This window comes from uncultured Acetobacterium sp., from assembly GCF_927416815.1.
In the GTDB taxonomy this organism is placed as follows: Bacteria; Bacillota; Clostridia; order Eubacteriales; family Eubacteriaceae; genus Acetobacterium.
The window spans coordinates 1-24,464 of sequence record NZ_CAKMJU010000116.1 but is presented as its reverse complement, the minus strand read 5'-3'; the positions used below and the strand labels follow the sequence as shown (position 1 = coordinate 24,464).

At 41.6% G+C, this 24,464-nt stretch carries 27 protein-coding genes, 1 tRNA gene, 1 riboswitch and 1 other annotated feature; of the genes, 4 read left to right on the top strand and 24 right to left on the bottom strand.

The genetic code is table 11. The features are described 5' to 3' along the window. Positions 1-413 precede the first annotated feature (413 nt). Positions 414-506, top strand: a riboswitch (THF riboswitch). A 137-nt stretch (positions 507-643) separates the two neighbouring features. The 4 genes from folE to folK are packed head-to-tail and all read left to right on the top strand — an operon-like array spanning position 644 to position 3,335. Beyond that, positions 644-1,201: a GTP cyclohydrolase I FolE gene (gene folE / locus QZ998_RS14585; protein WP_296561569.1), complete on the top strand. Its 558-nt coding sequence runs from the start codon at positions 644-646 to the stop codon at positions 1,199-1,201. Positions 1,202-1,211: 10 nt separating this feature from the next. Next, a complete protein-coding gene (locus QZ998_RS14580) occupies positions 1,212-1,694 on the top strand; it encodes an HD domain-containing protein (RefSeq protein WP_296561567.1) in 483 nt (160 codons plus the stop codon). A gap of 10 nt (positions 1,695-1,704) precedes the next feature. Next, on the top strand, positions 1,705-2,532 hold the full coding sequence (gene folP / locus QZ998_RS14575) for a dihydropteroate synthase (protein WP_296561566.1): 828 nt from the start codon (positions 1,705-1,707) through the stop codon (positions 2,530-2,532). Beyond that, positions 2,514-3,335: a 2-amino-4-hydroxy-6-hydroxymethyldihydropteridine diphosphokinase gene (folK, locus tag QZ998_RS14570; protein WP_296561565.1), complete on the top strand. Its 822-nt coding sequence runs from the start codon at positions 2,514-2,516 to the stop codon at positions 3,333-3,335. Before folP ends, folK begins: the two co-directional genes overlap by 19 nt. A gap of 89 nt (positions 3,336-3,424) precedes the next feature. Here the strand turns inward: folK and QZ998_RS14565 are convergent, their stop codons facing one another. From QZ998_RS14565 to acsD, 24 genes are all read right to left on the bottom strand, one after another. Beyond that, the gene (locus QZ998_RS14565) at positions 3,425-3,967 is read right to left on the bottom strand and encodes a hypothetical protein (RefSeq protein ID WP_296561564.1); all 543 of its coding nucleotides are present in this window, start codon (positions 3,965-3,967) and stop codon (positions 3,425-3,427) included. A 55-nt stretch (positions 3,968-4,022) separates the two neighbouring features. After that, positions 4,023-5,474 carry a proline--tRNA ligase gene (gene proS, locus QZ998_RS14560; protein ID WP_296561563.1) on the bottom strand — a complete coding sequence of 484 codons (1,452 nt, stop codon included), beginning with the start codon at positions 5,472-5,474 and terminating at the stop codon, positions 4,023-4,025. Between the two features lie 80 nt (positions 5,475-5,554). Further along, positions 5,555-5,941 carry a 50S ribosomal protein L7/L12 gene (gene rplL / locus QZ998_RS14555; protein ID WP_296561562.1) on the bottom strand — a complete coding sequence of 129 codons (387 nt, stop codon included), beginning with the start codon at positions 5,939-5,941 and terminating at the stop codon, positions 5,555-5,557. Between the two features lie 50 nt (positions 5,942-5,991). Beyond that, a complete protein-coding gene (rplJ, locus tag QZ998_RS14550) occupies positions 5,992-6,513 on the bottom strand; it encodes a 50S ribosomal protein L10 (protein ID WP_296561561.1) in 522 nt (173 codons plus the stop codon). Positions 6,514-6,537: 24 nt separating this feature from the next. Continuing rightward, positions 6,538-6,663 (bottom strand) — a sequence feature (ribosomal protein L10 leader region). 72 nt (positions 6,664-6,735) lie between these two features. Then, a complete protein-coding gene (gene rplA, locus QZ998_RS14545; RefSeq protein WP_296561560.1) occupies positions 6,736-7,425 on the bottom strand; it encodes a 50S ribosomal protein L1 in 690 nt (229 codons plus the stop codon). Between the two features lie 61 nt (positions 7,426-7,486). Then, positions 7,487-7,912 (bottom strand): 50S ribosomal protein L11, encoded by a 426-nt coding sequence (rplK, locus tag QZ998_RS14540; RefSeq protein WP_026394519.1) that lies wholly within the window; start codon positions 7,910-7,912, stop codon positions 7,487-7,489. A gap of 70 nt (positions 7,913-7,982) precedes the next feature. Further along, positions 7,983-8,519, bottom strand: a complete 537-nt coding sequence (gene nusG, locus QZ998_RS14535; RefSeq protein WP_296561559.1) for a transcription termination/antitermination protein NusG — start codon at positions 8,517-8,519, stop codon at positions 7,983-7,985. A 13-nt stretch (positions 8,520-8,532) separates the two neighbouring features. Then, the gene (secE, locus tag QZ998_RS14530; RefSeq protein WP_296561558.1) at positions 8,533-8,910 is read right to left on the bottom strand and encodes a preprotein translocase subunit SecE; all 378 of its coding nucleotides are present in this window, start codon (positions 8,908-8,910) and stop codon (positions 8,533-8,535) included. 18 nt (positions 8,911-8,928) lie between these two features. Further along, positions 8,929-9,078, bottom strand: a complete 150-nt coding sequence (gene rpmG, locus QZ998_RS14525) for a 50S ribosomal protein L33 (protein ID WP_014355470.1) — start codon at positions 9,076-9,078, stop codon at positions 8,929-8,931. Between the two features lie 251 nt (positions 9,079-9,329). Further along, entirely contained in the window at positions 9,330-9,830 is a 501-nt protein-coding gene (locus QZ998_RS14520; RefSeq protein ID WP_296561557.1) for a GNAT family N-acetyltransferase, read from the bottom strand. 97 nt (positions 9,831-9,927) lie between these two features. After that, positions 9,928-10,113, bottom strand: a complete 186-nt coding sequence (locus QZ998_RS14515; protein ID WP_296561556.1) for a hypothetical protein — start codon at positions 10,111-10,113, stop codon at positions 9,928-9,930. Positions 10,114-10,291: 178 nt separating this feature from the next. After that, a tRNA-Arg gene (locus QZ998_RS14510) sits at positions 10,292-10,368 on the bottom strand. Between the two features lie 142 nt (positions 10,369-10,510). Beyond that, on the bottom strand, positions 10,511-11,362 hold the full coding sequence (locus tag QZ998_RS14505) for a M15 family metallopeptidase (RefSeq protein ID WP_296561555.1): 852 nt from the start codon (positions 11,360-11,362) through the stop codon (positions 10,511-10,513). 226 nt (positions 11,363-11,588) lie between these two features. Beyond that, positions 11,589-11,807, bottom strand: coding sequence for a hypothetical protein (locus QZ998_RS14500; protein ID WP_296561554.1), 219 nt, complete (start codon positions 11,805-11,807; stop codon positions 11,589-11,591). Then, positions 11,808-12,230 carry a DUF3842 family protein gene (locus QZ998_RS14495; RefSeq protein ID WP_296561553.1) on the bottom strand — a complete coding sequence of 141 codons (423 nt, stop codon included), beginning with the start codon at positions 12,228-12,230 and terminating at the stop codon, positions 11,808-11,810. A 3-nt stretch (positions 12,231-12,233) separates the two neighbouring features. Further along, positions 12,234-12,431 carry a CooT family nickel-binding protein gene (locus QZ998_RS14490; protein WP_070372466.1) on the bottom strand — a complete coding sequence of 66 codons (198 nt, stop codon included), beginning with the start codon at positions 12,429-12,431 and terminating at the stop codon, positions 12,234-12,236. A 115-nt stretch (positions 12,432-12,546) separates the two neighbouring features. Next, positions 12,547-14,682, bottom strand: a complete 2,136-nt coding sequence (gene acsB / locus QZ998_RS14485; RefSeq protein WP_296561552.1) for an acetyl-CoA decarbonylase/synthase complex subunit alpha/beta — start codon at positions 14,680-14,682, stop codon at positions 12,547-12,549. 192 nt (positions 14,683-14,874) lie between these two features. After that, positions 14,875-15,540 (bottom strand): hypothetical protein, encoded by a 666-nt coding sequence (locus QZ998_RS14480; RefSeq protein WP_296561551.1) that lies wholly within the window; start codon positions 15,538-15,540, stop codon positions 14,875-14,877. 204 nt (positions 15,541-15,744) lie between these two features. Then, entirely contained in the window at positions 15,745-17,913 is a 2,169-nt protein-coding gene (acsB, locus tag QZ998_RS14475) for an acetyl-CoA decarbonylase/synthase complex subunit alpha/beta (protein ID WP_296561568.1), read from the bottom strand. Positions 17,914-17,993: 80 nt separating this feature from the next. Beyond that, complete coding sequence (locus QZ998_RS14470; protein ID WP_296561550.1) at positions 17,994-18,779, bottom strand: AAA family ATPase; 786 nt, start codon at positions 18,777-18,779, stop codon at positions 17,994-17,996. Positions 18,780-18,805: 26 nt separating this feature from the next. Then, positions 18,806-20,704, bottom strand: a complete 1,899-nt coding sequence (cooS, locus tag QZ998_RS14465; RefSeq protein ID WP_296561549.1) for an anaerobic carbon-monoxide dehydrogenase catalytic subunit — start codon at positions 20,702-20,704, stop codon at positions 18,806-18,808. Positions 20,705-20,987: 283 nt separating this feature from the next. Further along, positions 20,988-21,773 (bottom strand): carbon monoxide dehydrogenase/acetyl-CoA synthase methytransferase subunit, encoded by a 786-nt coding sequence (gene acsE, locus QZ998_RS14460; protein ID WP_296561548.1) that lies wholly within the window; start codon positions 21,771-21,773, stop codon positions 20,988-20,990. A gap of 74 nt (positions 21,774-21,847) precedes the next feature. Beyond that, entirely contained in the window at positions 21,848-23,188 is a 1,341-nt protein-coding gene (acsC, locus tag QZ998_RS14455) for an acetyl-CoA decarbonylase/synthase complex subunit gamma (RefSeq protein WP_296561547.1), read from the bottom strand. Between the two features lie 19 nt (positions 23,189-23,207). Then, positions 23,208-24,143 carry an acetyl-CoA decarbonylase/synthase complex subunit delta gene (acsD, locus tag QZ998_RS14450; protein ID WP_296561546.1) on the bottom strand — a complete coding sequence of 312 codons (936 nt, stop codon included), beginning with the start codon at positions 24,141-24,143 and terminating at the stop codon, positions 23,208-23,210. Positions 24,144-24,464: the final 321 nt, after the last annotated feature.

Sequence of the window (24,464 nt, the reverse complement as noted above, 5' to 3'; positions counted from 1 at the left end):
TCTCACACCAGCCGTATATCGGAAATTAGCCCACAAATAAGTTGTCTAAAAAAGTGTTGACAATCCACTCCAGCAATGGATTGACTCTCAGGCCTCTTTTATAAAGGCTTTGTTTGGTCAATTAAGCTGGGAAAGTTGAGTAATTGTTTTATTCTACCAATAGCAGTAAATAAATTTCATCTTTAAATGTTAAACCAGTAAGATTATTACCCTTTAATTACTGACTTTGGCTGACTTTGTTAAAATTTTGGTTAAAATTTTTCTATTTACTTTCTTTATCCCTTTATATAAGATTTAATTAGTAATTTAAACCGTTAATCAGTTGTCAATCGATTATCAGCGCTTTTATTAATACTTTAATATTACCCTTGTAACGAACCCTGTCCCATGTTAAAATACATCCAATTAAATATAACAGAGTAGACAAGATGCGTAAAGTGTTAGAGGATGGGAAGTTGCCTTTAAACGAAATGAACTCATTGCGATATCTTGTTGCTTCCGCTGGACCCCTTAACGACCAATTAAGGGTTGCGGAAGCATTGCTTAAACATTTTGTTTTATTTGAGTAATGCTTTTTTCATTTGGTTTTAGTAAAAACCATTCCGGATCAATATCAAGTTGATTCGGCGATAGGAGAAAAATGATCGATCAAAAAAAAATCCAAGAAGCTGTCACAATGATTTTAGAAGCCATCGGCGAAGACCCTACCCGCGAAGGCCTAGTTGAAACACCCGCCCGGGTTGCCCGGATGTATGCGGAAATTTTTTCAGGCTTGGGCGAAACTGCCGAAGTTCACCTCGCTAAGACCTTTTCGGTCAAATCCGACGACATTGTCATTGAACGGGATATTCCCTTTTACTCGATGTGTGAACATCACCTGTTACCATTCTACGGCAAGGTTCATATTGCTTATATTCCCAATGGTCGGGTGGCCGGTCTTTCAAAACTTGTGCGAACGGTTGATTTATACTCAAAAAAACCACAGCTTCAAGAAGTGTTAACTACCGATATCGGCGAAGCCATTATGGAGTACCTCCATGCCCACGGGGTTATGGTTATTGTGGAAGCTGAACATCTCTGCATGAACATGCGTGGTGTTAAACGCCCCGGTACCCGAACCGTCACGGCGATGCAAGCCGGCATCTTTAAACATAATAAAGAACTAAAAGATGAAGTACACAAACTATTAAGCATCAAATAGGACGTGCTTAATGGATCCCTTAAAAAATACCAATCTACTATTTAAAAACAAAGACTTTCAAAACCATTTGCAAAAAATAAACGCCTATGAGGTCAACCGGCAGTTTTGCCGTCACACCATTGAGCATTTTTTGTCAGTAGCCCGGATTGCCTCTATAAAGACGCTCGAAGCCGGTTTTAACTACCCGCGGGATCTGATCTATACAACCGCCTTGCTCCACGATATTGGTCGTTTTGTCCAATATCAGGACAACACACCCCATGAAATCGCCTCCCACCAGTTGGCCATTCCATTGCTCGAAAGTCTTGACTATAGCGACGGTCAAAAGACCCTGATCCTTGATGCTATCCGCAATCACCGTAATCCGGAAGCCGAGGGATTTTCTCGAATTATTTATGAAAGTGATAAATTATCCCGGGCATGTTATGCATGCCCGGTTGAACAGGAATGCGATTGGTCACGTGACAAGAAAAACCTGACCATTGTTTATTAAAGGAGTATTCATGCTAATTGGCAATAAAAATTTTGACTTAAACAAACAGATCCTCATTATGGGGATCTTAAACGTTACCCCCGATTCATTTTCTGATGGTGGACAGTTTAATAACCGCGACGCCAGTCTTAAACAGGTCGAAAAAATGATCGCCGACGGCGCCGATCTGATTGATCTCGGTGGTGAATCGACCCGACCCGGTCATACCCAAATCAGTGATGCCGAGGAAATCGACCGAGTCGTTCCAATGATCGAAGCCATCCATCAGCGCTTCGATATTGCTATTTCGATTGATACCTATAAGGGTCTTGTCGGCGAAGCCGCCTTAAAGGCCGGAGCCAATTTAGTCAATGATATCTGGGGCTTCAAGTATGACCCTACTCTCGCCGAGATTACCGCTAAATACCAGGTGCCCTGTATCCTGATGCATAATCGCCATAACCAGAATTACCAGCATCTGATCACCGATATCAAGAGCGATCTCCAAGATTCGATTGATATTGCCCTTAAAGCCGGGATCTCCCGAGACGCGATCATCCTAGATCCTGGGATTGGTTTTGCCAAGGATTATGCCCAGAACATGGAAACGATTTACCACCTCGAAGCCCTGCAGACCTTAGGCTATCCGCTTTTGCTGGGTACCTCCCGCAAAGGCTTTATCGGCCTGACCCTAGATCTGCCTGTGACCGAGCGGATTGAAGGCACCGTGGCAACCACTGTCATCGGCATCATGAAGGGCGCTTCGATTATTCGGGTTCATGATGTGCTGGAAAACAAACGGGCGGCTCAAATGACTCTCGGCATTCTGAAAGGAGCACCATGGACAAACTCTATATAAAAGATTTTGAAGTTTTTGCCTATCACGGGGTTTTCCCCGAAGAAAAAACACTCGGCCAAAAATTTCTGATTTCAGTGACCCTGACCCTCGATATGCAGGCCGCCGCCCTGACAGGCGACCTGACAAAATCGGTTCACTATGGCGAATTATGCCATGCGCTGGAAGATGAATTTAAAAAAGAAAGCTATGACCTCATCGAAACTGCCGGCGAAATGCTGGCCACCTATGTTTTAAAACACTATCCGATGGTGAAACATGTCAGTATTACCATTAAAAAACCCTGGGCTCCGATTTTAAAATCGATGGATACTGTCGCCATTGAAATTAATCGCGGCTGGCATGAGGCTTTTATTGGATTGGGCACCAACATGGGTGACCGCAACCAGAATTTAAGCGAGGCGATCACGTCCATTAAAAACACCGCTGGCATTGAAGCCCTGAGTCAATCCACCATCATCGAAACTGAACCCTGGGGCTACACGGATCAGGATGCTTTTCTCAACTGTGTGCTAAAGATTAGAACCACCCTTCCCCCTCGCGCCCTGATGAACCTGCTGCTTGACATCGAACAGGGACTTAAGCGGGAGCGGACGATCCACTGGGGTCCGCGAACCATCGATTTAGATATTTTATTCTACGACAACCTGGTGACCGATGATCCGGATGTAATCATACCCCATCCGCGCATCCAGGATCGTGCTTTTGTAATGGAATCGATGGCCGAAATTGCCCCCTACCTTGTCCATCCGCTGCTCAATAAACGGATGTTTGAAATTTTGGCGAGTTTAAAAAAAGAGCGTTAAAAAACCCATAAAAAAAGAGACGGATAGAAATTCACTTTCTATCCGTCTCTTTTTTAATTCATTTATCAGACATTTTTTCTTAAATCATGCTATCCAAAATAAATCGCATATGCGGTTCGGCTGGGACTGGTAAGGCCCGTCTCAGTGACCGTAACACCAATCTCATCTTCGACATTTTCAAACAGATCAAAGATCTTCTTGCCAGATTCAAGTCGAAACCCATCTTCACCAGGATAGATAGAATCCTTTATCTCAACACCGTATCGATTTCTAATATCGCGAATCAACGCTTCTCTGGCAAATTCACAGGCAAAATTACAAAGCTCCATGATAATGTATTGATCCAGAACATTTTCTCGGGAAAAGCAATAGTTTTCGATTTCTGAACCTGCCGTGACAATATTGGGAAAGACATAGGTTGCCTTAGATATTTTTTCAACACCAGCTTCACTTTCAAAAAGAACGCCATCCAGGGCAAAGTGAGTAGCATCAATGATTTTCGCTTCGGAAACCCGATATAAAACCTTCGGCTTGGGAATATTTCTTGCTGTTTCGAGAATCCGCTCAATGGGCAGTGCCCGTTTTGATTCTTTTTTAATGCGAATATGTTCATAAAATGCGACTTCGTTCAAGAAAAACCCCAGGTTAGTCATTGTTATGCTGCTCATCTTCACATGCTCACTCTTTTTAATAAGCTCTGGCGAAGTAAGCCATTTTTTCAGCTGGCTTGCCACAACATACGCATTTGCCTTGGTATAATACTTCTTGTTCATCATCAAATGGAACGCAACGGATCGACGCCCCAGTATCTTCCTTAATCTTATCTTCACAACTGCGCTCACCACACCACATCGCTTTGACAAATCCCGGATTCTCTTTCAAATTCTTGTCAAATTGATCCATATTTTCCGCCGTTGAGGTTTTTTCTTCGCGCATTTTTAAGGCCTTATTAAACAGGTTTGCCTGGATTTCTTCGAGTAAATCAGCGACTGTCTGGGAAATATTGTCGAGGCTGACCGAAATTTTTTCGCCGGTGTCTCGTCGAGCCAGCACGCATTGACCATTTTCGATGTCACGGGGACCAATTTCCAGGCGAATTGGAACGCCCTTCATTTCCCATTGATTAAACTTCCAGCCTGGTGAATAGCCATCAATATCATCGACCTTTACTCTAAAGTCTTTTCCCAGGCTTTTACTGATTTCCCAGGCTTTATCGAGCACCCCTTCTTTATGTTGCGCAACTGGAATAACAACCACCTGGATTGGTGCAATTTTGGGTGGCAAGACCAAGCCATTGTCGTCACCGTGAACCATAATGATGCCCCCGATTAACCGGGTTGATACTCCCCAGGAGGTGTGATAGGGAAAGGACTGCTCATTGTTACGGTCTAAATAGGTTATCTCAAAGGCTTTGGTAAAGTGTTGACCTAAATTATGGGAGGTCCCCGATTGGAGCGCCTGACCGTCATGCATCAGTGCTTCCATGGTATAGGTCGCATCAGCACCGGCAAATTTCTCTTTGTCACTTTTTTTCCCCACCACCATTGGCATGGCCAGGTGGCTTTCAGCTATTTCCCGGTAGATTCCCAGCATCTTCATGGTTTCTTCCTGGGCTTCTTCAGGGGTTTCGTGGAGGGTATGACCTTCCTGCCATAAGAACTCCGAGGTTCTCAAAAATGGCCGGGTGGTTTTTTCCCAGCGGACTACCGAACACCATTGGTTATACAAATAGGGTAATTGCCGATAGGAATTCAGCCACTTTGAGTACATACTGCAAATGATCGTTTCTGAGGTCGGCCGAACCGCCAGTCGTTCGGCCAGTTCTTTACCGCCGCCATGGGTTACCCAAGCAACTTCTGGGGCAAACCCTTCGACATGTTCGGCTTCTTTGGTTAAGAGGCTTTCTGGAATGAGTAGCGGAAAATACATGTTTTCATGACCGGTTTCTTTGAACCGTTTATCATAGGCGCTCTGGATCAACTCCCAAATGGCGTAGCCGTAGGGTCTGATAACCATAAAACCCTTTACTGGAGAATAATCCACCAACTCAGTTTTGGATATGACATCCGTGTACCATTGGGGAAAATCGACCGCCATCGGGGTGATTTCTTTTACTTGGTTTGTCTGTTTTTTTGCCATCGTTTTTCTTTCTCAGACCTCGTCTGTTAAACAAAAAAATCACCTGCGCAAGCAAGTGATTTTTAGTGGTTATCGAGTAATTATTTTACTTCGACGCTTCCGCCAACTTCTTCAATTTTAGCTTTAATATCATCAGCCTCTTCTTTAGTAGCAGCTTCTTTGACTGGTTTTGGAGCTTCATCAACTAATGCTTTTGCTTCTTTTAAGCCTAAGCCTGTTAATTCACGAACAACTTTGATCACTTTGATTTTTTGATCGCCAGCAGCAGTTAAAATTACATCGAACTCAGTTTGTTCTTCTGCTTCTTCAGCAGCACCGCCACCAGCAGCTGGAGCAGCCATCATTGCCATTGGAGCAGCAGCACTTACGCCGAATTCTTCTTCTAATGCTTTAACCAGTTCAGATAATTCTAATACGGTCAAACCTTTTACGTCTTCAATTAATTGTGTTACTTTTTCACTTGCCATTTTTATAAAACCTCCAAATATTCTTTCTATAATTTAATTTGTCTTTCGAATTATGCTTGTTTTTGTTCTGCAATCGCGTTTAATGCGACAACCAACCCACGCATGTTTCCGTTAAGTACGTTAACAAATCCTGAAATTGGTGCGTTTAAGCCGCCAAGAACTTTGGCAACCAATACTTCCCGTGGTGGTAATTCTGCAAGATCCAAAACGCCTTGAACGTCTAAAACCTTACCATCTACCATACCCGCTTTAATTTCTAAAGCCTTATGTTTTTTTGCAAATTCGCTGAGTAGTTTTGCTGGAGCAACGGGATCTGAATCACAGAATGCAATGGCTGTCGGTCCGACTAAAACGTCAAGCAAACCTTCAAAACCAGTTTCTTTGGCAGCAAACCGCATCATTGAGTTTTTATATACTTTGTAGTCGATACCTGCAGCCCGAGCCTGAGCACGCAAATCAGTCACTTCTTCAACATTCAAACCACGATAGTCGACGAGAACCGCTGTTTGGGCATTACGAAGTTTTTCGGCAATTTCTTGTACAATTACTTGTTTTACTTCAATCTTTGGCATATATTATCTGCACCTCCTTTTAAAAATCGTATCAAAAAAGCTCACTCCACAGCGTGAAGAGAGCTTTATTATTTAATAAATAAGCTTTTTTCTCTTCAACCTCGGTAGGATTTACAAACCTACTGTCTATGGATGAATGATGTTCTTTGACAACGAAGCTATTGTATCATTTGTCATTTTCTATGTCAAGTCGTTTCAAAGTTTATTTAAAGTAATAAACTTCTAGATTTTACCTGTGTTGACTTTAACTCCAGGGCTCATGGTACTTGCCAGAGTAATACTTCTAAAGTATTGACCCTTAGAAGCAGCTGGTTTTGCTTTTTTTACAGTTTCCAATAATACCATCATGTTTTCTTTTAAGGCTTCTTCGGTGAAAGATGCCTTGCCGATAATCACATGAATAATATTGGTTTTGTCCAAACGATACTCAACCTTACCGGCCTTGGTATCCGCAACAGCTTTGGCAATATCCATCGTTACAGTCCCCGATTTTGGATTTGGCATTAAACCTTTAGGTCCTAAGACACGACCTAAACGACCAACCTTACCCATCATATCTGGAGTAGCAATCATTACATCAAAATCAAACCAGTTTTCTTTTTGAATTTTATCGATAATATCGTCTTCACCAAAGAAATCTGCACCAGCTTCTTCAGCTTCTTTCAATTTATCACCTTTAGCGATAACCAGAACCTTAACTGTTTTCCCTGTACCATGTGGCAGTACGATCGCTCCACGAACCTGTTGATCTGCATGACGTGAGTCAACACCCAGTTTTACATGCAATTCAATGGTTTCATCAAACTTTGCGGTAGCTAGTTTTTTAACCTGTGCAATGGCTGCATCCAGTTCAAATAACTCTTGCTTGTCAAAGCTTTTTACCAAGTCTTGATATTTTTTTCCTTTTTTCATCTTTGCCTCCTTGTGGTAATAGCGGTTTCCCTCCCACTTAAGGTGTTTCTACCTTCTAAAATTATTCTTCGATTGTGATACCCATGCTACGGGCGGTTCCAGCGATCATTCTCATCGCTGATTCTACAGATGCTGCATTTAAGTCAGGCATTTTTAATGTTGCGATTTCTCTTAATTGTTCAGTTGTAACCTTGGCTACCTTGGTTTTGTTAGGTACCCCAGATCCAGACTCAATGCCAGCAATTTTCTTTAACAGAACGGCTGCTGGTGGTGTTTTTGTTATAAATGAGTAAGATCGATCCTGATAAACAGTGATTACAACCGGAATAATCATTCCTGCTTCATTTGCAGTTTTTGCGTTGAATTCTTTACAGAATCCCATAATATTAACCCCATGTTGACCTAATGCAGGTCCAACTGGTGGTGCTGGTGTTGCTTTACCGGCAGGAATTTGTAATTTAATCATACCAATTACTTTTTTTGCCATGTTAACACCTCCTTCATTTTATTATAGTATTTTTTCTCCTAATGGAGTAGCATGAAGAATAGTTTTTTCCTTAAGTGTTTATTTTTTCTATTTGCTCAAATCCCAGTTCAGCGAGGGTATCTCGACCAAACATGGAAACATTGACCTTAACCTTTGATTTCTCAGCATGTACTTCTTCAATTATCCCCGTGAAACCTTCTAGCGGTCCTTCAATGACCTTTACTTCTTCGCCAACGTGCATACTGATTTCAACACGCTGCTGACGAATGCCCATGCTCTTAAGCTCAGCCTTGGATAATGGGACAGGTTTTGAAGCAGGACCAACAAACCCGGTAACACCGCGGGTGTTTCGAACAACATACCATGAATCATCTGTCATGAACATTTTGATCATAACATAACCTGGAAATAGTTTCTTTTCCTTAACGACTTTTTTGCCGTTTTTGCTTTCCACTACTTCTTGTACGGGAACCTGAACCTCAAGGATCACGTCCTCCATATTTCTGTTTTCGACGGTGGCCTCAATGCTTGCCTTGACCTTATTCTCATAACCGGAATAGGTATGCGCAACAAACCATTGAGCCTCTTCGTGTTGATTAGTTTCCATGGTTCTCCCTTACCTAAATGTTCATAAATAACGCGGCAAGTGCACCTAATCCTGAATCAACAACCCAAACGAGAAAGGTGAATATCCCAACAATGCCAGCGACAACGCCGGATTTTTTAATCAATTCATCTTTAGTTAACCAAGTCACTTTTCGCAGCTCATGATGGACGCCTTTTAAAAAGCCCACCATCTTTTGAAAAATGTTTGGTTCCTTATTTTTTTCGCTTGACTTCTTTGGTGTTTTTTTCTCATTTTTTGCCGTTGATTGAGGCGCTTTTTTTTCCTCTTTTACCAGGTTTGCTGCCTTATCTTCGGTTTTTTGTGCCTGTTGCTGGGTGTTTTCTTTTACTTGTTTACTACTGGCATTTTTTGTTCGCTTATTTGTTGCCATGATATTCCTCTTTATCCATTATTTCGTTTCTTTATGTGGTGTATGCTTCTTGCAAAACTTGCAATATTTATCCACTTCTAAACGATCAGGGTTATTCTTCTTGTTCTTCATGGTATCGTAATTTCTTTGCTTGCATTCTGTACATGCTAAAGTAACTTTTACTCTCATTCCAGCACCTCCTACATCCTTATATCAACACCCGCAGGAACACGCAGGCACACGTTCCCTATTTTCATAGTCACTAACATAGAATACCACGAGAACCTTGTTTTTGTCAATGAAAACATTGATCATTATCGATGATTTTCTTTGCTAATGGCTAAAAGATTATTGTTGCTTTTGTCCAAATAAAAAAAGGCATATAGCCTTTTGCACAACAGTAAAATTATATCAGCAACGACTAAAATAATCAAGCGGATTTATAATTTTTCTATTTTTAATCCCCAAAAATCACAGCCGATGCTTCCTCCGTCAATATCAACAGTATCCGGCATATGCCCCCATAATCTGAAACCATGCTTTTTGACCAGCTTGCGACTACTGATATTGGTGTCAAAAACAACCGCAATCAGGCTTCGAAAGCCGATTTCCCTGGCCGACTCAATCGCCCGGTGCATCAGCAGCGAACCAATCCCCTGGCGGTGAAAGCGGCTGTCGATGTAGTAAGAGATTTCCGAAGTAAACCGAAAGCCTTCCCGTCCCGCCCGAAACTCAGTGAGGGTAATCCATCCCACTACATAGCCATCTAACTCGGCTACAAACATTGGATGCCGTGGCGCCGAATGATGAATAAACCAGTCTTTGCGCATCGCTAAGGTTGCGGGGGAAAGCTGGGCTGTAAATTTTCGGGCTGCAATCGCCTCATTTAAAATTTCCAATATCCGGGGGCGGTCTTTTTCTTCTGCGAGTCTAATCTTCAACTTAGTCAATACTCTCCTGTTAGTTAATTATTTTTGTTGTGCTTAACTCAGAGCGATTAAATCATGACCAGCCAAAACAATCACCAAAACGACAGCGCTATTTACGATCAATTTTCCCATACCAGGCAATGACTACCGTAACGACGAAAATAATCGCAACCACACCGGCTGTTGTTATAATCGGTGAAAGAATGACACTGATCCAAGCAATAATGACTGGAGAAACCAAGGCAAATAATAATAGCAATCCAAAAATAATGAGATACTTTTTATAATTTTCCATCTGCGCTCCTTCATTAAATATCTCTGTTGCCGCGATACAACCAAAAGAAGTATAAACCTTGTTGTTATACTTTGCAATAGTTTTTTTGCTTCTACTTAAATCTTAACAGTTGTGGCCGTGCACAGATGGTGCTTTAAAATTGTGCAACAAAAAAACGGCATTTGCCGTCATATTTGTTTGGTGCACCCGAGAGGATTCGAACCTCCGGCACGCAGTTTAGGAAACTACTGCTCTATCCACCTGAGCTACGGGCGCAGAAACACTGATTATTATATCAGAGATTCTATATTTTTAAAATAGTTTTTTCGTATCCAGCTCAATAAGATTAATTAAACCAAGCAAAAAGGATATCTCCGCAGATATCCCTTTTAATTATTGTTTGCCTCAGTCCGATAGCTTAATTCGAACCAAAATACTCTTCCATGGTTTTACCGCTGTTGTAAATCTCTGTTGCCACATCAACACCCAGATATCTCAAGTGCCAGGGTTCGTAAGCATAGCCGGTAATATTGGTTTTACCCTCGGGATATCGGACAATAAACCCGTATTTGTGAGCGTTCTCTTTAATGAAGAGTCCTTCAGGCGTTGATCCAAAACTCTCCAGCAGATCAAAGCCCACCGCAGCGCTGGTCACATCCATCGCCAGACCCAACTGATGTTCGCTCATCCCTGGTCGGGCACTGACTAATTCTGCCCCATCAACCCCATAGGTTTCAACATTCCAGGCGTAAAGTTCAGCTTGCGTCGCATAGGAACGATAGCCTGAACAACAATACAATTCAAAACCGGCATTCTCAGCTGCCGCAAATAATTTTGTCAAGCCCTCAGCAGCGATGCTGCGCAACTGGGTGTTACGGGTGGATGGCAGATCCACCGTAACCAGATCATCAGGTACATAAGTGGACGATATGCTATGGTTTTTATTTACCAATATTGTGATACTGTCGGTTGCTGTGCTATTAATTGCAGGTGTTGTATTGACCTCGTTTGAGGTTTTTATTTCCTCATTGATTATCGTCTGAGCTGGTTTCCCCATAACGGCGGACTGCGTATTTGCGATAGTTTTTACTTCTTTTGCCGCAGTCACTTTCAATGATGCGGTTGTCTGAGTGTTCTTGTTATTCTCAGCCTCTGCCAATTTTTCATTGCTGTGCCAAATACCAATGGTTAAAACCACAATCACCAGAATGACCAGTGCCGCTAATCCTGTCGTTGCAATCAGAAAACGTTTCTTATTTTTTACTCGCATATTTAAACCTTCTTAATTTTTTTCTTAATTTATTATACACCAACTTTCATAAGACTAGGTTAATTTTTGAAAAAAATCCCGGGAAAATATGCTATTTTCCCGGGATCATCCGTACTTCAATACTTAGCCTGCTAAATATTTTCCCTTGCACAAAAAAAACAGAACAAAAAGTCCTGCTTTCAAGCATGGGTTTTAATTGATCTTGAAGTTAAGTTTTAAAGCCTTGTTAGAAGCGTATCTTGGCTTCCATAATTTTCTTTTGCGCTTCTCGCATTGTCTCAATTGCCAGAAATATCTCCCGGGAGACATCATCTTTTGACGTACCCTTTAATTTTTCGGCCCACTCCCGATAACCTTCAATATGGTCGCCGGTGTGGTTGATCCAATGGGCAAGAAAAACCTTGAAAATATCTGCATCTTTATCGATTTTTAATTTAGTCTCCATCTATACTTCTCCTAAATTAAGCTCTTTTTTAATTAAAGACACTGCTTCCCGAATCTGGAGTAATAAGGGTTTTTCTTCAAGTGAAACAATATGGTGGTTTTCCGGCAGAATCGGAATATAGATTTTTAATCCATCACTGCTTCCAATGGCTTCAACCATTTTCGGCGTGACTTCTCCCATCATCGAGTTTGGAATGGTCATCGCAATTGAGCCGATAATGAAATCTGCTTTCTTTACCGTAACCGCAATGGCATTTTCACCGGTAGCACCCTTATTGGCACCCTTTTTTAACATGGCCGCGGTGGCCAGAGCATTGGTTCCCAATCCATATATTTCAATATACGGCGGTATCTCGTCTTTCAAAATACCAACTATTCGAGATCCAATGCCTCCTCCCATACCATCTAGCACTACAATGTTCATTGGCTAAACCGTTGTTCCTTCAATAATAATTTTGTGGTTAAGAAGTTTCACTTCTTTGAGTTTTCCTTGAACAATTTTAGTACCACCCAATAAGTCAGACAGGGTTAAGCTGCCATCCTCGTTAGGAACGATATCGACGACATAGTCCATTATCTTTGTTTCTCCTTCAGGAGTAATCATATAAGCTGAAGATTCACACATGTTCTTGGTCTCCTTTCTTTTAATTGATGCTATTTTAACACAGTTCGCCCCTCAACACAAGCCAAGGGGCGACTCTGCTTTATGATAACATTTTTGTCTTAATTACAACCATTAATTACATAATCGGATCCATCTTAAGCGCTGGATGACCCTTAGATTCGAGGAATTCCAGAACCGCTTCTGATTCGCTGGCAATGGTCTCGTCACAGATCATATCAACAAAATTTTCAATCCCGGTTAACTCAAGCACTGCTTTATTCAAACGTTCAGCCACATCAATTTTTAATTCTTTTGGCATCCAGACAATCCGGGTTAAACCGCCTTCAGCAGACATGAATTTCTTTGATCCGATGAAATGACGACCGTGACCCATAAATCCGGGGGTTTGCACACCGCCACCAGTCATCGAAGCCAGTTCCCCAAAGGTCATCCCGACAGGAGAAATTTCGCCAAACTCGCGGTTGACGATAACAACCCCATTCGCTTCGGGCATGATCCCACAGATACATTCAAAGCAACCGCAGGAAGTCATTGGGTCTTCAAGGATTGAGTATAAGGTTACCCGTTCAACTGCCCCTTGCGATGCCGCTGCAACCGTTTTGTTAACAGCATCCCAGATACCAATTTTGGCATCCACAGCTTCGCCTTTTTCAATCGGTTGTGATGGTCCGGCCGGATCCAACTCCTTGGTAGCCTTGCTATCTAACCACGAAACAGCACCACATAAGCCTAAGCGTTCTGGTGTTACGACGCAAACATGGCTGGGGGCAAATGATTGACAGAGGGTGCAGGTATAAAAGGTCTCAACACTTTCATCGGTTAAGGCGTTTAAGCGATCATCACGTTGGCTGTAGATTGGCTTAACCATTTCTTCTTCAAGTCGTGCCACATCTTCCTGGGTCGTATAGAGTGTCACCTGACATTTATCAACAACGTTGTCAAAATCAGCTCGCATTTTGGCATAAAGCACTTCGCCGATATGTTTTAATCGGAAGCCTTTTTCGTAAGCTTCTTTTGTTAAACGAATCCAGGCAATGTTGCGTTGCCCGACATGCATGGCGCCATCGATATAGTTGGTAAAGTAATGGATCCGCCGTTCCAGCACTGATTCAAAGTCTTTTTGCATATTTTTGCCGGCAACTTCGACCAGGATTCCCAAAGGTAGTCGGACGACATCCGCTCCTGCAAATGAAGCATCATCTATTTCTGGACCGACAACGGTAATCTTGTGGTCTTCGATCACGTTTAATTCGACTTCTTTGACCAGTTCCCAGCATTTTGTTTTGTTGCCGCCAAATTCAGCAAACATGTTATCTTTACGGACGCGTTCACCTTCAAATGCTGAAGCAACCGAAACCGGAACATCGATTTTTGTGACCTTGATCTTAATATCACGCGCTTCTAAAGAGAACTCAACCGTTTTAGCATGATCAGCCTGCGACATCAGTGCGCCTGGTACTTCCGGTACCGGGACATCGGCAATAACCGGGAAACCCAGGGCAATTGCGCCGGCTCCGACTGATACAACGACCTCATTTAAATCGCCAAAGGTATTAACAAAGGCAGGCACCCGCTCTTTGGTATAGGTTAAAAACTCGGCCTGTTTACCAGGTTCAATGCCACCGAAGATAAGTGCCGCTCGTATCGCTACTGAGACGACATGAATAACCGAGGTTACTTCATGGCCGAGTGGAATGACCCGATAATCAAGACCCATTTTCACACCGGCTTCTAAAGCTTGCTCGATAATATTACCGACCATGAAGGTCAGCAAACCTTTTTCCTGATAGTCTTTGACAATCGCAGCCAGTCCGGCGGGATCTGAAGATTCGCCTAAAAGGACCGCAATCCCGGGGATATCACCAGTTACCAAGGGCACGCCCAGGGAACGGATAATCGGATCCCAGACAAAACCGATTCCGGAATCATTGGCGTATGGATCGCCATCAACATAGCGGATCGCTTCAATAATCTCGGCTCCTACTGCAGTCGCCAATCCGGCGTTTAAGGCGTCACCGAGATCTTCTTTATTGGTGATCAAGCTCTTAAGAATCCCCACTGCAGCCGGTAAATCTCCAAGCGTTTTGATTTTAACCCCTGTTGCCGCATAAATGATTGGTAAAAAATATGCCGTATCGGGATATCCGACCGCATGATCGGTGCCATATTTTTTTATGGCGTCGTTTACCGCTCCTTCAGTTAAACCTGCAACCGCATTAGAACCAGCATAAATCAAATCTGTCAAACTCATAACAATTACACACTTCCTTTTCTAAAGAAATTTAATGCCTTCAGGCATTGTTAAAATAACATTCACAGGCGGTCGGAAGATTCCAACCGCCCATCAATTGTATTTCTCTTGTCAGTCAATTATAAATCTTTTTTATTTATTACGAAATCTGCGTTTCAAGTATAGTATACACCTGAAACGCAGATCGTACCACTAATTCAATTCTTTTTTTGCTTCTACTAAGTGTTTGTCTGCTTCGCTCATCAGCGCAATGGCTTCAATTAGCGACTCAGCGACATCATTTTTTCCTAAACGGTTCATTTTTTCGACCCAGGTATTGTATTCCATGGCGTGATCTTGATTATGGGCAACCCAATGATCTAGCAGTAAGCCCAAGATTTCAATGTCTTTATTTTCAATATCACCAGCATGGCAGCATCCGGCACCGTTTTTCGCATGATTTCCACAATGCCCATCACCGTGAACGTGGGGATGGGGGTGATCGTGTCCATGGGGATGTTCATGACCGTGGGGGTGTTGATGTCCATGAGGATGGGCATGACCGTGACCATCTTTTTCTTCTTGATGCGGATGGGGGTGTTCATGCTGATGGGGATGAGGATGGGCATGTTTATGGGTGTGGTCATGCTCATGTTCCTCAGTATGGGGATGTTCACTGCCATGATCATGGTCGTCACTGTGAGGGTGGCTATGGGTATGATCATGTTCGTGATTGTGTTCGTGGCTATGTTCGTGTCCTTCATCACCACTATGGGGTGTAGCATGCTGATGATCATGACTAATCGTTCCGTTGTGGGGATGACCTTCTTCGTGGTCGTGATGTTCGCCATGGCTATGAAGTTCTTTATTATTACACATATTCTTTCCTCCTATTGAATTAATTTTGTTATGATTATAACACTTTATCCTGAATTAGACTATAGTTTATCGCGAATTAATCTAATCTAATCTTATTTTACTATATTTAATTTTGACTATTTTTTGCCGCACCTAGAAAAGAAGGCAGAACACATCTGTGTTCTGCCTTCAGGCATGTTAATTTTTGAACAGAGTCAAAAATTATTACATAATTGGATCCATTGCTAAGGCTGGATGTCCTTTTGATTCTAAGAATTCTAATACTGCTTCAGAATCGCTAGCGATTGTTTCATCACAAACCATGTCTGCGAAGTTTTCAATACCAGTCATTTCTTTTACAGCTTTATTTAAACGTTCAGCAACATCGTCTTTTAATTCTTTTGGCATCCAAACGATTCGTGATAAACCGCCTTCTGCTGACATGAATTTTTTAGAACCGATTAAGAATCGACCATGACCCATGAAGCCTGGAGTTTGAACCCCACCACCTGTCATAGAAGCTAATTCGCCGAAGGTCATTCCAACTGGAGAAGTTTCGTTAAACTCACGGTTTACAATAACAACACCGTTAGCTTCTGGCATAATACCACAGATACATTCGAAACAACCACAAGAGGTCATTGGATCTTCAAGAATTGAGTACAGTGTAACTTTTTCAACTGCGCCCTGTGTCGTACGTTCAACTTCTGCATTTACTGAATCCCAGGTTCCAAGACGTGCGTCAGTAGCTTCGCCCTTAACGATTGGTTGATTTGGTCCCATTGGATCAAGTTCTTTAGTCGCTTTAGCATCTAACCAGGAAACGGCACCACAGAGACCTAAACGTTCAGGTGTAACAACACAAACGTGGCTAGGAGCAAATGATTGACATAATAAACAGGTGTAGAATTCTTCAACACTTTCGTCAGTTAATGATCCCATTCGTTCGTCACGTTCAGCGTAAATTGGTTTAACCATTTCTTCGCCAAGTCGTTTTACATCTTCAGCATTGGTGTAAATGGTGATTTCACATTTATCAACAACTTTATCAAAGTCAGATCGCATTTTTGCATATAAAACTTCACCGATATGTTTTAAACGGAAGCCTTTTTCAAATGCTTCTTTTGTTAAACGGATCCAAGCAATATTTCTTTGTCCAACATGCATTGCACCTTCAATATAGTTTGTGAAGTAATGGATACGTCTTTCAAGTACGGTTTCAAAGTCTTTTTGCATCGCTTTGCCACCAACTTTAACAACTACGCCCATTGGCAGACGAACAACATCTTTACCTGCGAACATTGCATCATCGATGTCAGGTCCGACAAGCGTAATTTTGTGATCTTCCATTTCAGCAACATCGCCTGATGTTACTAATTCCCAACACTCCGTTTTTTGTCCGCCAAATTCAGCAAACATAGTATCCTTACGAACACGTTCACCTTCAAATGCTGAAGAAACAGCAACTGGACAGTCGATTTCGGTAACTTTAATTTTAATGTTACGTACTTCTAAAGAAGTTGCAACAACCTTGCTGTAATCTGGTTGGTTTAATAATAAGGTTGGTACTTCATTGATGAATGTTTCAGTGATTGCTGGGAAGCCTAATTCGATGGCAGCAGCGCCGGCAGCGATGATTTTGTTATCCCATGGACCAAATACATTAACAAATGCAGCAACACGATTTTTTGTATAGGTTCGGTGAGCTAAGAAGTCGCCTGGAGGTGTCGCACCAAAGATTAAGCTGGCACGAATCGCAACAGAAACAACGTGGATAACAGATTCGATTTCGTATCCCAAAGGAATAACACGAAGATCAATACCCATTTTAATTTTTTGTTCAATCGCCTGGTCAATAACTTTACCAACCATGAAGGTTAATAAACCTTTTCCCTGGTAGTCTTTAACGATTCCTGCTAAGGTTTCAGCATCTTTAGCTTCCCCGATAATAACAGCAACACCTGGGATATCTCCAGTTACCAGTGGCACACCAAAGTTACGTACTTCAGCATCCGTGATATGTCCTAAGTAACGAACATCAGCTGTATTTAAATCTTCAGCTGCACGACCTGCATATGGCAGTTCTTCGTATACATATTTAACAGCTTCAATAATTTCTGCTAACATTGCAGAAGCGGTTCCTGCATCAAGTGCGTCTTGTAAGAATTTAGTTGGGTGGATTTTTTCTTTAGCTAGTGCTAAAGCTTCTTCTAATTCACCTACATTGGTAACTTTTTTGCCGGTGATGGCATAAATACAAGGTAAAGCATAGGCAGTAGCAGGGAATTTTACCGGTGTTTCTTTTCCCTTTTCAGCAACGACTTTGGCTACCATTTCTTCAGCACGTTTCAGGTACTGAGCTTGGCCGTCGTAAATTATATCAAAAAGATTCATATTCATATGGACTTTTTCCTCCTTAGATTAGTTCAATTAACATTAGATTTTTGTTCGTAATAATCATAATTTGTGATCTGTTACTTCTTTTTTTCTTCAACAATCGCCAGAATACTTTGACCTAAAACGGCAATATCTTCCTTCATGACAGGATCGTCATAGGGCGATTGATTGTTACGGTCAGATGCTGAGATGGCATCACGGTAATTTAAAAACCCAATGATGTTTTCAGCGCCGACCTTTTCTTTAATAAAGGCGATATCTCCGTCATTCCGGATTTTATTTCCAATAACATAAACCTGCTTTACGCCAATATCCATTGCCATGGATTTAACCTTGTGAAATGTTTGAATACTTCGGACGCCCGGTTCAACAACAACGATAAACGCGTCAACTGCTCCGGCAGTGCCTCGACCCAAATGCTCAATCCCAGCTTCCATATCCATGATCACCACATCTTTCTGGTATAAAACCAGGTGGCTCATCAGCATTTTTAATAATACATGCTCTGGACATACACAACCAGATCCTCCGGTGTCTACGGTTCCCATGGTTAAAAGCTTGACCCCATTAAACGCTTTGGCGTACCGCTCGGGAATGTCAGATACTTCTGGGTTCATTTTAAACATCGAACCAAAAGTGCCCTTTTCTGCCGCTGTTCGCTCTTCAACTAAGTCTTTCATTTCAGAGATCGGAACAATACTGGCAATCATTTCTTCGCTCATACCTAAGGCAAGGCCAAGGTTGGCATCGGGATCAGCATCAACTGTCAATACATTATATCCTTGGTCGGCAAAATATCGGCTTAAACTTGCTGAGATGGTTGTTTTACCAACCCCGCCTTTTCCTGTTAATGCTATCTTCATTTTATCACCTGTCTATCTTTTTTAAATTAGATACCTAATCCAACACGTTTTGCTTCTAAATCTACCATGATCTTATCAACCATGACAAGTGGATCTTTTTCAAATACGAAGTGAGCGCCGATGAATTCCTGAACATCTTCAGTCATCAGTTTTACGAAATTAGATCCACCTAAAACTTGTGGAATAATACCCAGGTAGGTGTTAATACCAGAACCAACAACGTAGTTAGCAATCGCAACCGCTTTTTCTGACATCCACTCTGGCGCAATACCAACAACTGGTAATAATGCAGGGTCAATACCTTTTAAATCTGCACATAAGTTAACAAGGTGAAGGATACGGCTGATATCTACACAAGAACCCATATGAAGAACTGGTGGAATGTTTACACGTTCGCAGACTTCTAAAAGACCACGGCCACATTTTTCTTTTGCTTCTAATGTTAATAAACCAGCTTTAGCAGCAGCTTGAGCAGCACAACCTGTAACAACACAGATGACATCACGTTTAATTAACTCTTCCATTACGGTAATATGAGCATAGTCATGTACTTGTTTTGGATTGTTACAACCAACAATACCAGCAGCGCCACGAATAACACCTGCGTAGATAACATCGGTTAATGGTTTAACGGTTCCAAAGCCATCTTCTAATTGTGTGTTAACGACTGCGTTTAAGTGATCGATGATCGCTTCTACTGAGTAACCAACCATGGTATCTTGTTTGATATCTGGAATTTCCACTTTTGAAGCATCTCGGTTCGGGAAGTTTTTAACCGCTAATTCAACAATTTCACGCGCATTATCAAGAGCTGTTGCTTCTGAGAATTCAATGTAAATGTCTCCTGCAATTTTCGCTTTTGGTGAGGTACTGACAAATCGGGTATGGTAGGTTTTTGCTAGTGCTGGCATTGTCGGGAAGATACATTGAACGTCAACTACAACTGCTTCCATCGCACCGGTAATGATACACATTTCTTGTTGGTAGAAGTTACCGGCAATTTTAATCCCATGACGCATGGTCATTTCATTACCTGTACAGCACATACCAACGATGTTGATACCTTTTGCACCTACTGACTTAGCCAGTTCTACCATAGCTGGGTCTTTAGCTGCTAATACAACCATTTCTGAAAGGTTAGGATCATGACCATGAACCATGATGTTGACCATTTCAGCGTCAATTACACCCAAGTTAGAAGAAGATGCTCTGGCTGTTGGTGTTCCATATAAGATATCCGAGAATTCGGTACCGATCATTGATCCGCCCCATCCATCTGCCATCCCAGTTCTCATACCACGTCGGAAGATACTTTCGTAATCGGCAGCACAACCCATATGAGTAGAGTGAAGTAAGGTTACAACTTCTTGATCAATCGCTCGTGGTTCAATGCCTTCTCTTGCCCAGATATCCTGACGGGCTTGTGGCGCACGTTTTAAGAATCGTAGGGTTCCAAAAGGTTTACCAAATTCTTCAAGGGCTAATTCAGCCATTTGATGGGCTAATGCATAGGTTTCTTTGGTATCAGCATCAACAACATCCCATTCTTTAGCGATTCTTCTTAATTTAGCTTCATCGCGAATTTTGAAAGGACCTTCAGCTTTAGCGTGATGCATTGCATGAACGATATCGCGGGCATGATCCGAGTGAGATGATGTTCCTGCAGCAACCATTCTGGCAAAGTTTCTTGCAACAATTGTGTCAGCGTTAGCTCCACAAATACCTCTTTCAGCACCTTTACCTGGTACTGGACTTACACGACATGGACCCATCGAACAAATTCGACAACATACCCCTGCTTCTCCAAAACCACATTGGGTTTTTTGGGCTGCACGGCGATCCCACATTGTTTCTGCGCCATCTCTCTGAGCTTTCGCAAGGGAAGCTTCAGCGACCTTATCGTAGTTTAAAATTTCATTGCTCATAATTTTTCTACCTCTCTAAATTTTATAATTTATATCAAACACCTGTTTCGTATAATAGTTATTTTTACGCATTTGCAAAAAAGTTGTGTCATATCTAAAAAATCGTAAATTTCCCCTTTACAAACATTGTTAAATGTTATACAATGTGGGTGAGTGATACATTATACATAGTTGTTTGCTCCTGACCTTCATCTGATACTTGTGCGGCAAGTGATGAATTATGGTCGGGGGCTTTTTTTAATGAGTATTTTCAAATACCTGTTATTTATTTATAAAAGATATTCTAGAACTCAAGCACTGAATCTGCATAAAGGATATTATTTTTGATAATATCGCAAGCTACGATTGTTTCTCTTAATCGTTTATCGCAAGGATTAACGATCGCAGAGCTAAATCCACATTGCATAGCCATTGCTAAAACAGCACAGTCTAATAATGGACGAATATGTTTTGGCGCACCGTTAGATACGTTACTTAATCCGCCAGTAGTTAACAAGCCCATGTCAGTAATCATTTGGATTGCTTCAAGTACATCAACTAATTGATCTTGCATTCCTTTGATAACGATGAATAATGGGTCAAACCATAAATCTGTTGGCTCCATGCCACGTTCCATACCACGTTCTAATAATTGTGAACAGTACATAATACGTTCGTCATTATTAGCTGGTACGCCTTCTGCTGAGCAAAGGGCAATAACCATAGCGTCATTAGCAGCTGCTAAATCAACATATTCAATACGATCGCCAGCATCTGCTGAGTTTACGATTGGTTTTCCTTTTGATCGGTTATAAACCTGAATACCAGCTTCGATGGCTTTCATGTTAGCTGTATCAAGAGCGATTGGCACATTATCAAAGTTTTCCTGGAGTAATTTAACACCCCATTGCATTAACTCTTCGCCGCCTCTTTCAGCCGGTCCGATGTTTAGATCTAAGTAGTCTGCTCCAGCTTCTAATTGCTCTTTAGCTCTTAAAAGAATCGGCTCTGGATTTCTGTCAGCGAATGCTTGACGGATAGCTGGAGAAATACAGTGAATTCTTTCACCAATAACCATGAATTTTGACATATTGTTCCCCTTTCAAATTGAAAAAATATATTTTAGGTGTGCTCGGGAAAAACCCGAGCACAGATTTATGCTATTTAGGCTTGCATGTCTCTTAAGAACTTCGGTAATTGCATTGCTTCGTTTGGTCCAACGATTACTTCCCACTCAGGTAGTAATTCAGCTAAATCACCTTGAAGAACAGCAACTTTACCTGGTAAGATTAACTTACGAGAAGTCGTGATGCTCGCAACGTCTGCTTCTTTAATGAAGTTAGCAATAACGCTAGATCCAAATTTACCAGCAGCCCAGGCAGTCAGAACGGAGTAACCACCAGCATCTGGAATAGCCAGATAAGCAGGAACCTTAGATCGTTCAATTTCGCCGGCAACAACAAAGTAAGATAGTGCAAAGTCAACAGTAACAAGTACTGGGTCTTTACCGGTTGGTTTATTGAATTCATAAACCTTAGGTTCAACACGCATTGGTTTTTGAGGATCTGTAAAGATGTTTTGTCTTAAACCAAACAGTGGTAATGCTGCATTAAAGTCCATTTCTTCCATAACGATAACAGAACCGTATCGAAGAACAAAGGCAGATGCCAGAGCAATTTGCAGATTAATGTTACCAGGTGCTAATTTATTAGCAAATACTACTGAAGGATATCCGAATGTACGGTCATTGCCTTTAATAGCTGCGGTACGAATGTCAACTGCGTTTGCATAAGCTTCTTTAATAGAAGTTTCGCCAATATTTAATACCAGGTTTTTGTAACCCATTTTTTCGATTTCTTCAACTAAATCGTGTAATGCTTCAATACTGTCTGCAGAAACACCAAGAACAGCATCTGCAGCCTTAGCTACGTCTACCATTGCTGCGGCGTTATCTTTGGTTGCACCCATGATAATTGCACCAGCGCCAGCGCCTGCAACCGCTGCTTTTGCTACTTCAGCATCAACAGTAATGATCATTGGGATTTTTCCGCATTCAGCAACTTTTTTAACTAAAGCTGCGAATTTTGCTGCATCTGCTGCAAAACGTACTGCAACAACTTCAACGAACATCATTTCGCCGATTCGTTCGTAGTTAACTTTTTGTAATTTAGCACAGGCTGCATCAACATCAGCGTCGCTCATTGCATCTGATAATTCAATTGCAAATAAGTTTTTATTAACTAATGTTTTTTCATGTCTGAATAAGACTGTTTCGCCGCCAAGAGTTGCTTGAGAATCGCCAGAACCCACTTTGATGGATTTCATTGGAGGAGCAGTTGCTTCTGATAATAATTCTTTGGATTCTTCTGAAATGTATGGACATTTTTCAATTGGCACGCCACCGGTGGCTGCTTTCATTGAGAAAGCCATACATGTTGGAAAACCACACTCTTTACAGTTTGTTTTAGGAGTGAGTTTAAAAATATCTAAACCTTTTACTGCCATTTGTATTCGCCTTCCTTTCCTAACCTATGATTCCAGCAACTAAGCTTTTGATCGCTTTAACTGATTCTGGATGTCTTACGATGATTGCGTTTGATCCGCTTACAACACATGCTGCCGCTGTTGTAACTTCCATACCAACGCCACGTGCTTCTTGATCGCCCCATTCTGGTGCATCTTCAATCGTGGAAACTGCTTCTTTAACGCCCCAGGCGTCGTTAGAAATATTGGTGATGATTGGCATCTGTAAAGCTTCATCATTTTGACCTAAGGCCGCTAAACGAATACGATCCATGGTTGAAGCAACATATTCAAAACCGTAACCGGCTGCTGCTGTTCCAATATCCATGATGATGTCTTTGCTCTTAACACCCAATTGTGTTAATAAGATGTTTAATTGTTTTGCAAGGTTGATGTCTACTGCAGATTCAGCTGATACTTTTTGTCCGTAAGCCATTCCGCCGGCAGCACCGATTGTTTTGTAATTATCTTCTACTGCAGAGAATAAAACGACATTTTTTCCTTCAAGAGCTTGTGCTACTTTTTCAAGTAACTTAGCGTCTTTTTCTGCGTTTTTACATCCTTCTACAACTAAAGGTACGTTAATTGCCGCTTCTACTGCAACCGCTGTAGCTACACAGTTATCAACTGAATTGTCAGCTCCGTTTGGATCTGCGCTTTCAAGTTTGATTAACAAGAAATCAGCACCTGATTTTTCTACTGCTGCTTTTGCAAGAGCCGCTGGGTTTTTAAGATCGTCACCGTAGATAGTTCCAAAGCAATCTGACCACTCATCTGTTACGTCAGAAATTGCGATACCAACTGCGGTTTTGAATCCTTCAGTACCTAGAAATGGTAATGAGTTTTCTCCGCCTATGCTGACAGCTGCATCTCCAGCACCTATCTCACACGCGTTGATCTTGCCACTAAATTTTTGTTCTGCTTTTTTGTATGGCATTTTTTTGTTTCCTCCTAACCTGTTACCTTTTTTCAAAATATTTATTTCAAAGCTTCACACTTTAAAACCAAATTAAAACCATTACATATCATACAGCCTTTTACCTGTATATATAAGTATACACAGATTGTACACTATTAGTTAAAAGTTTGTCAATTATTTTTCGGCATTTTTCTAAAACGGGTCTTTGACAGTTGAATAAAGAAAAAATCCCCCAAAGCCTTATATAGGCTTGTTTTTTTGTCAAATTTCTCATTTAATTATTGCGTACTTTATCGCACTGTGTTATAATGTAGGCGTTAGGGGGCGATGTTAACACAT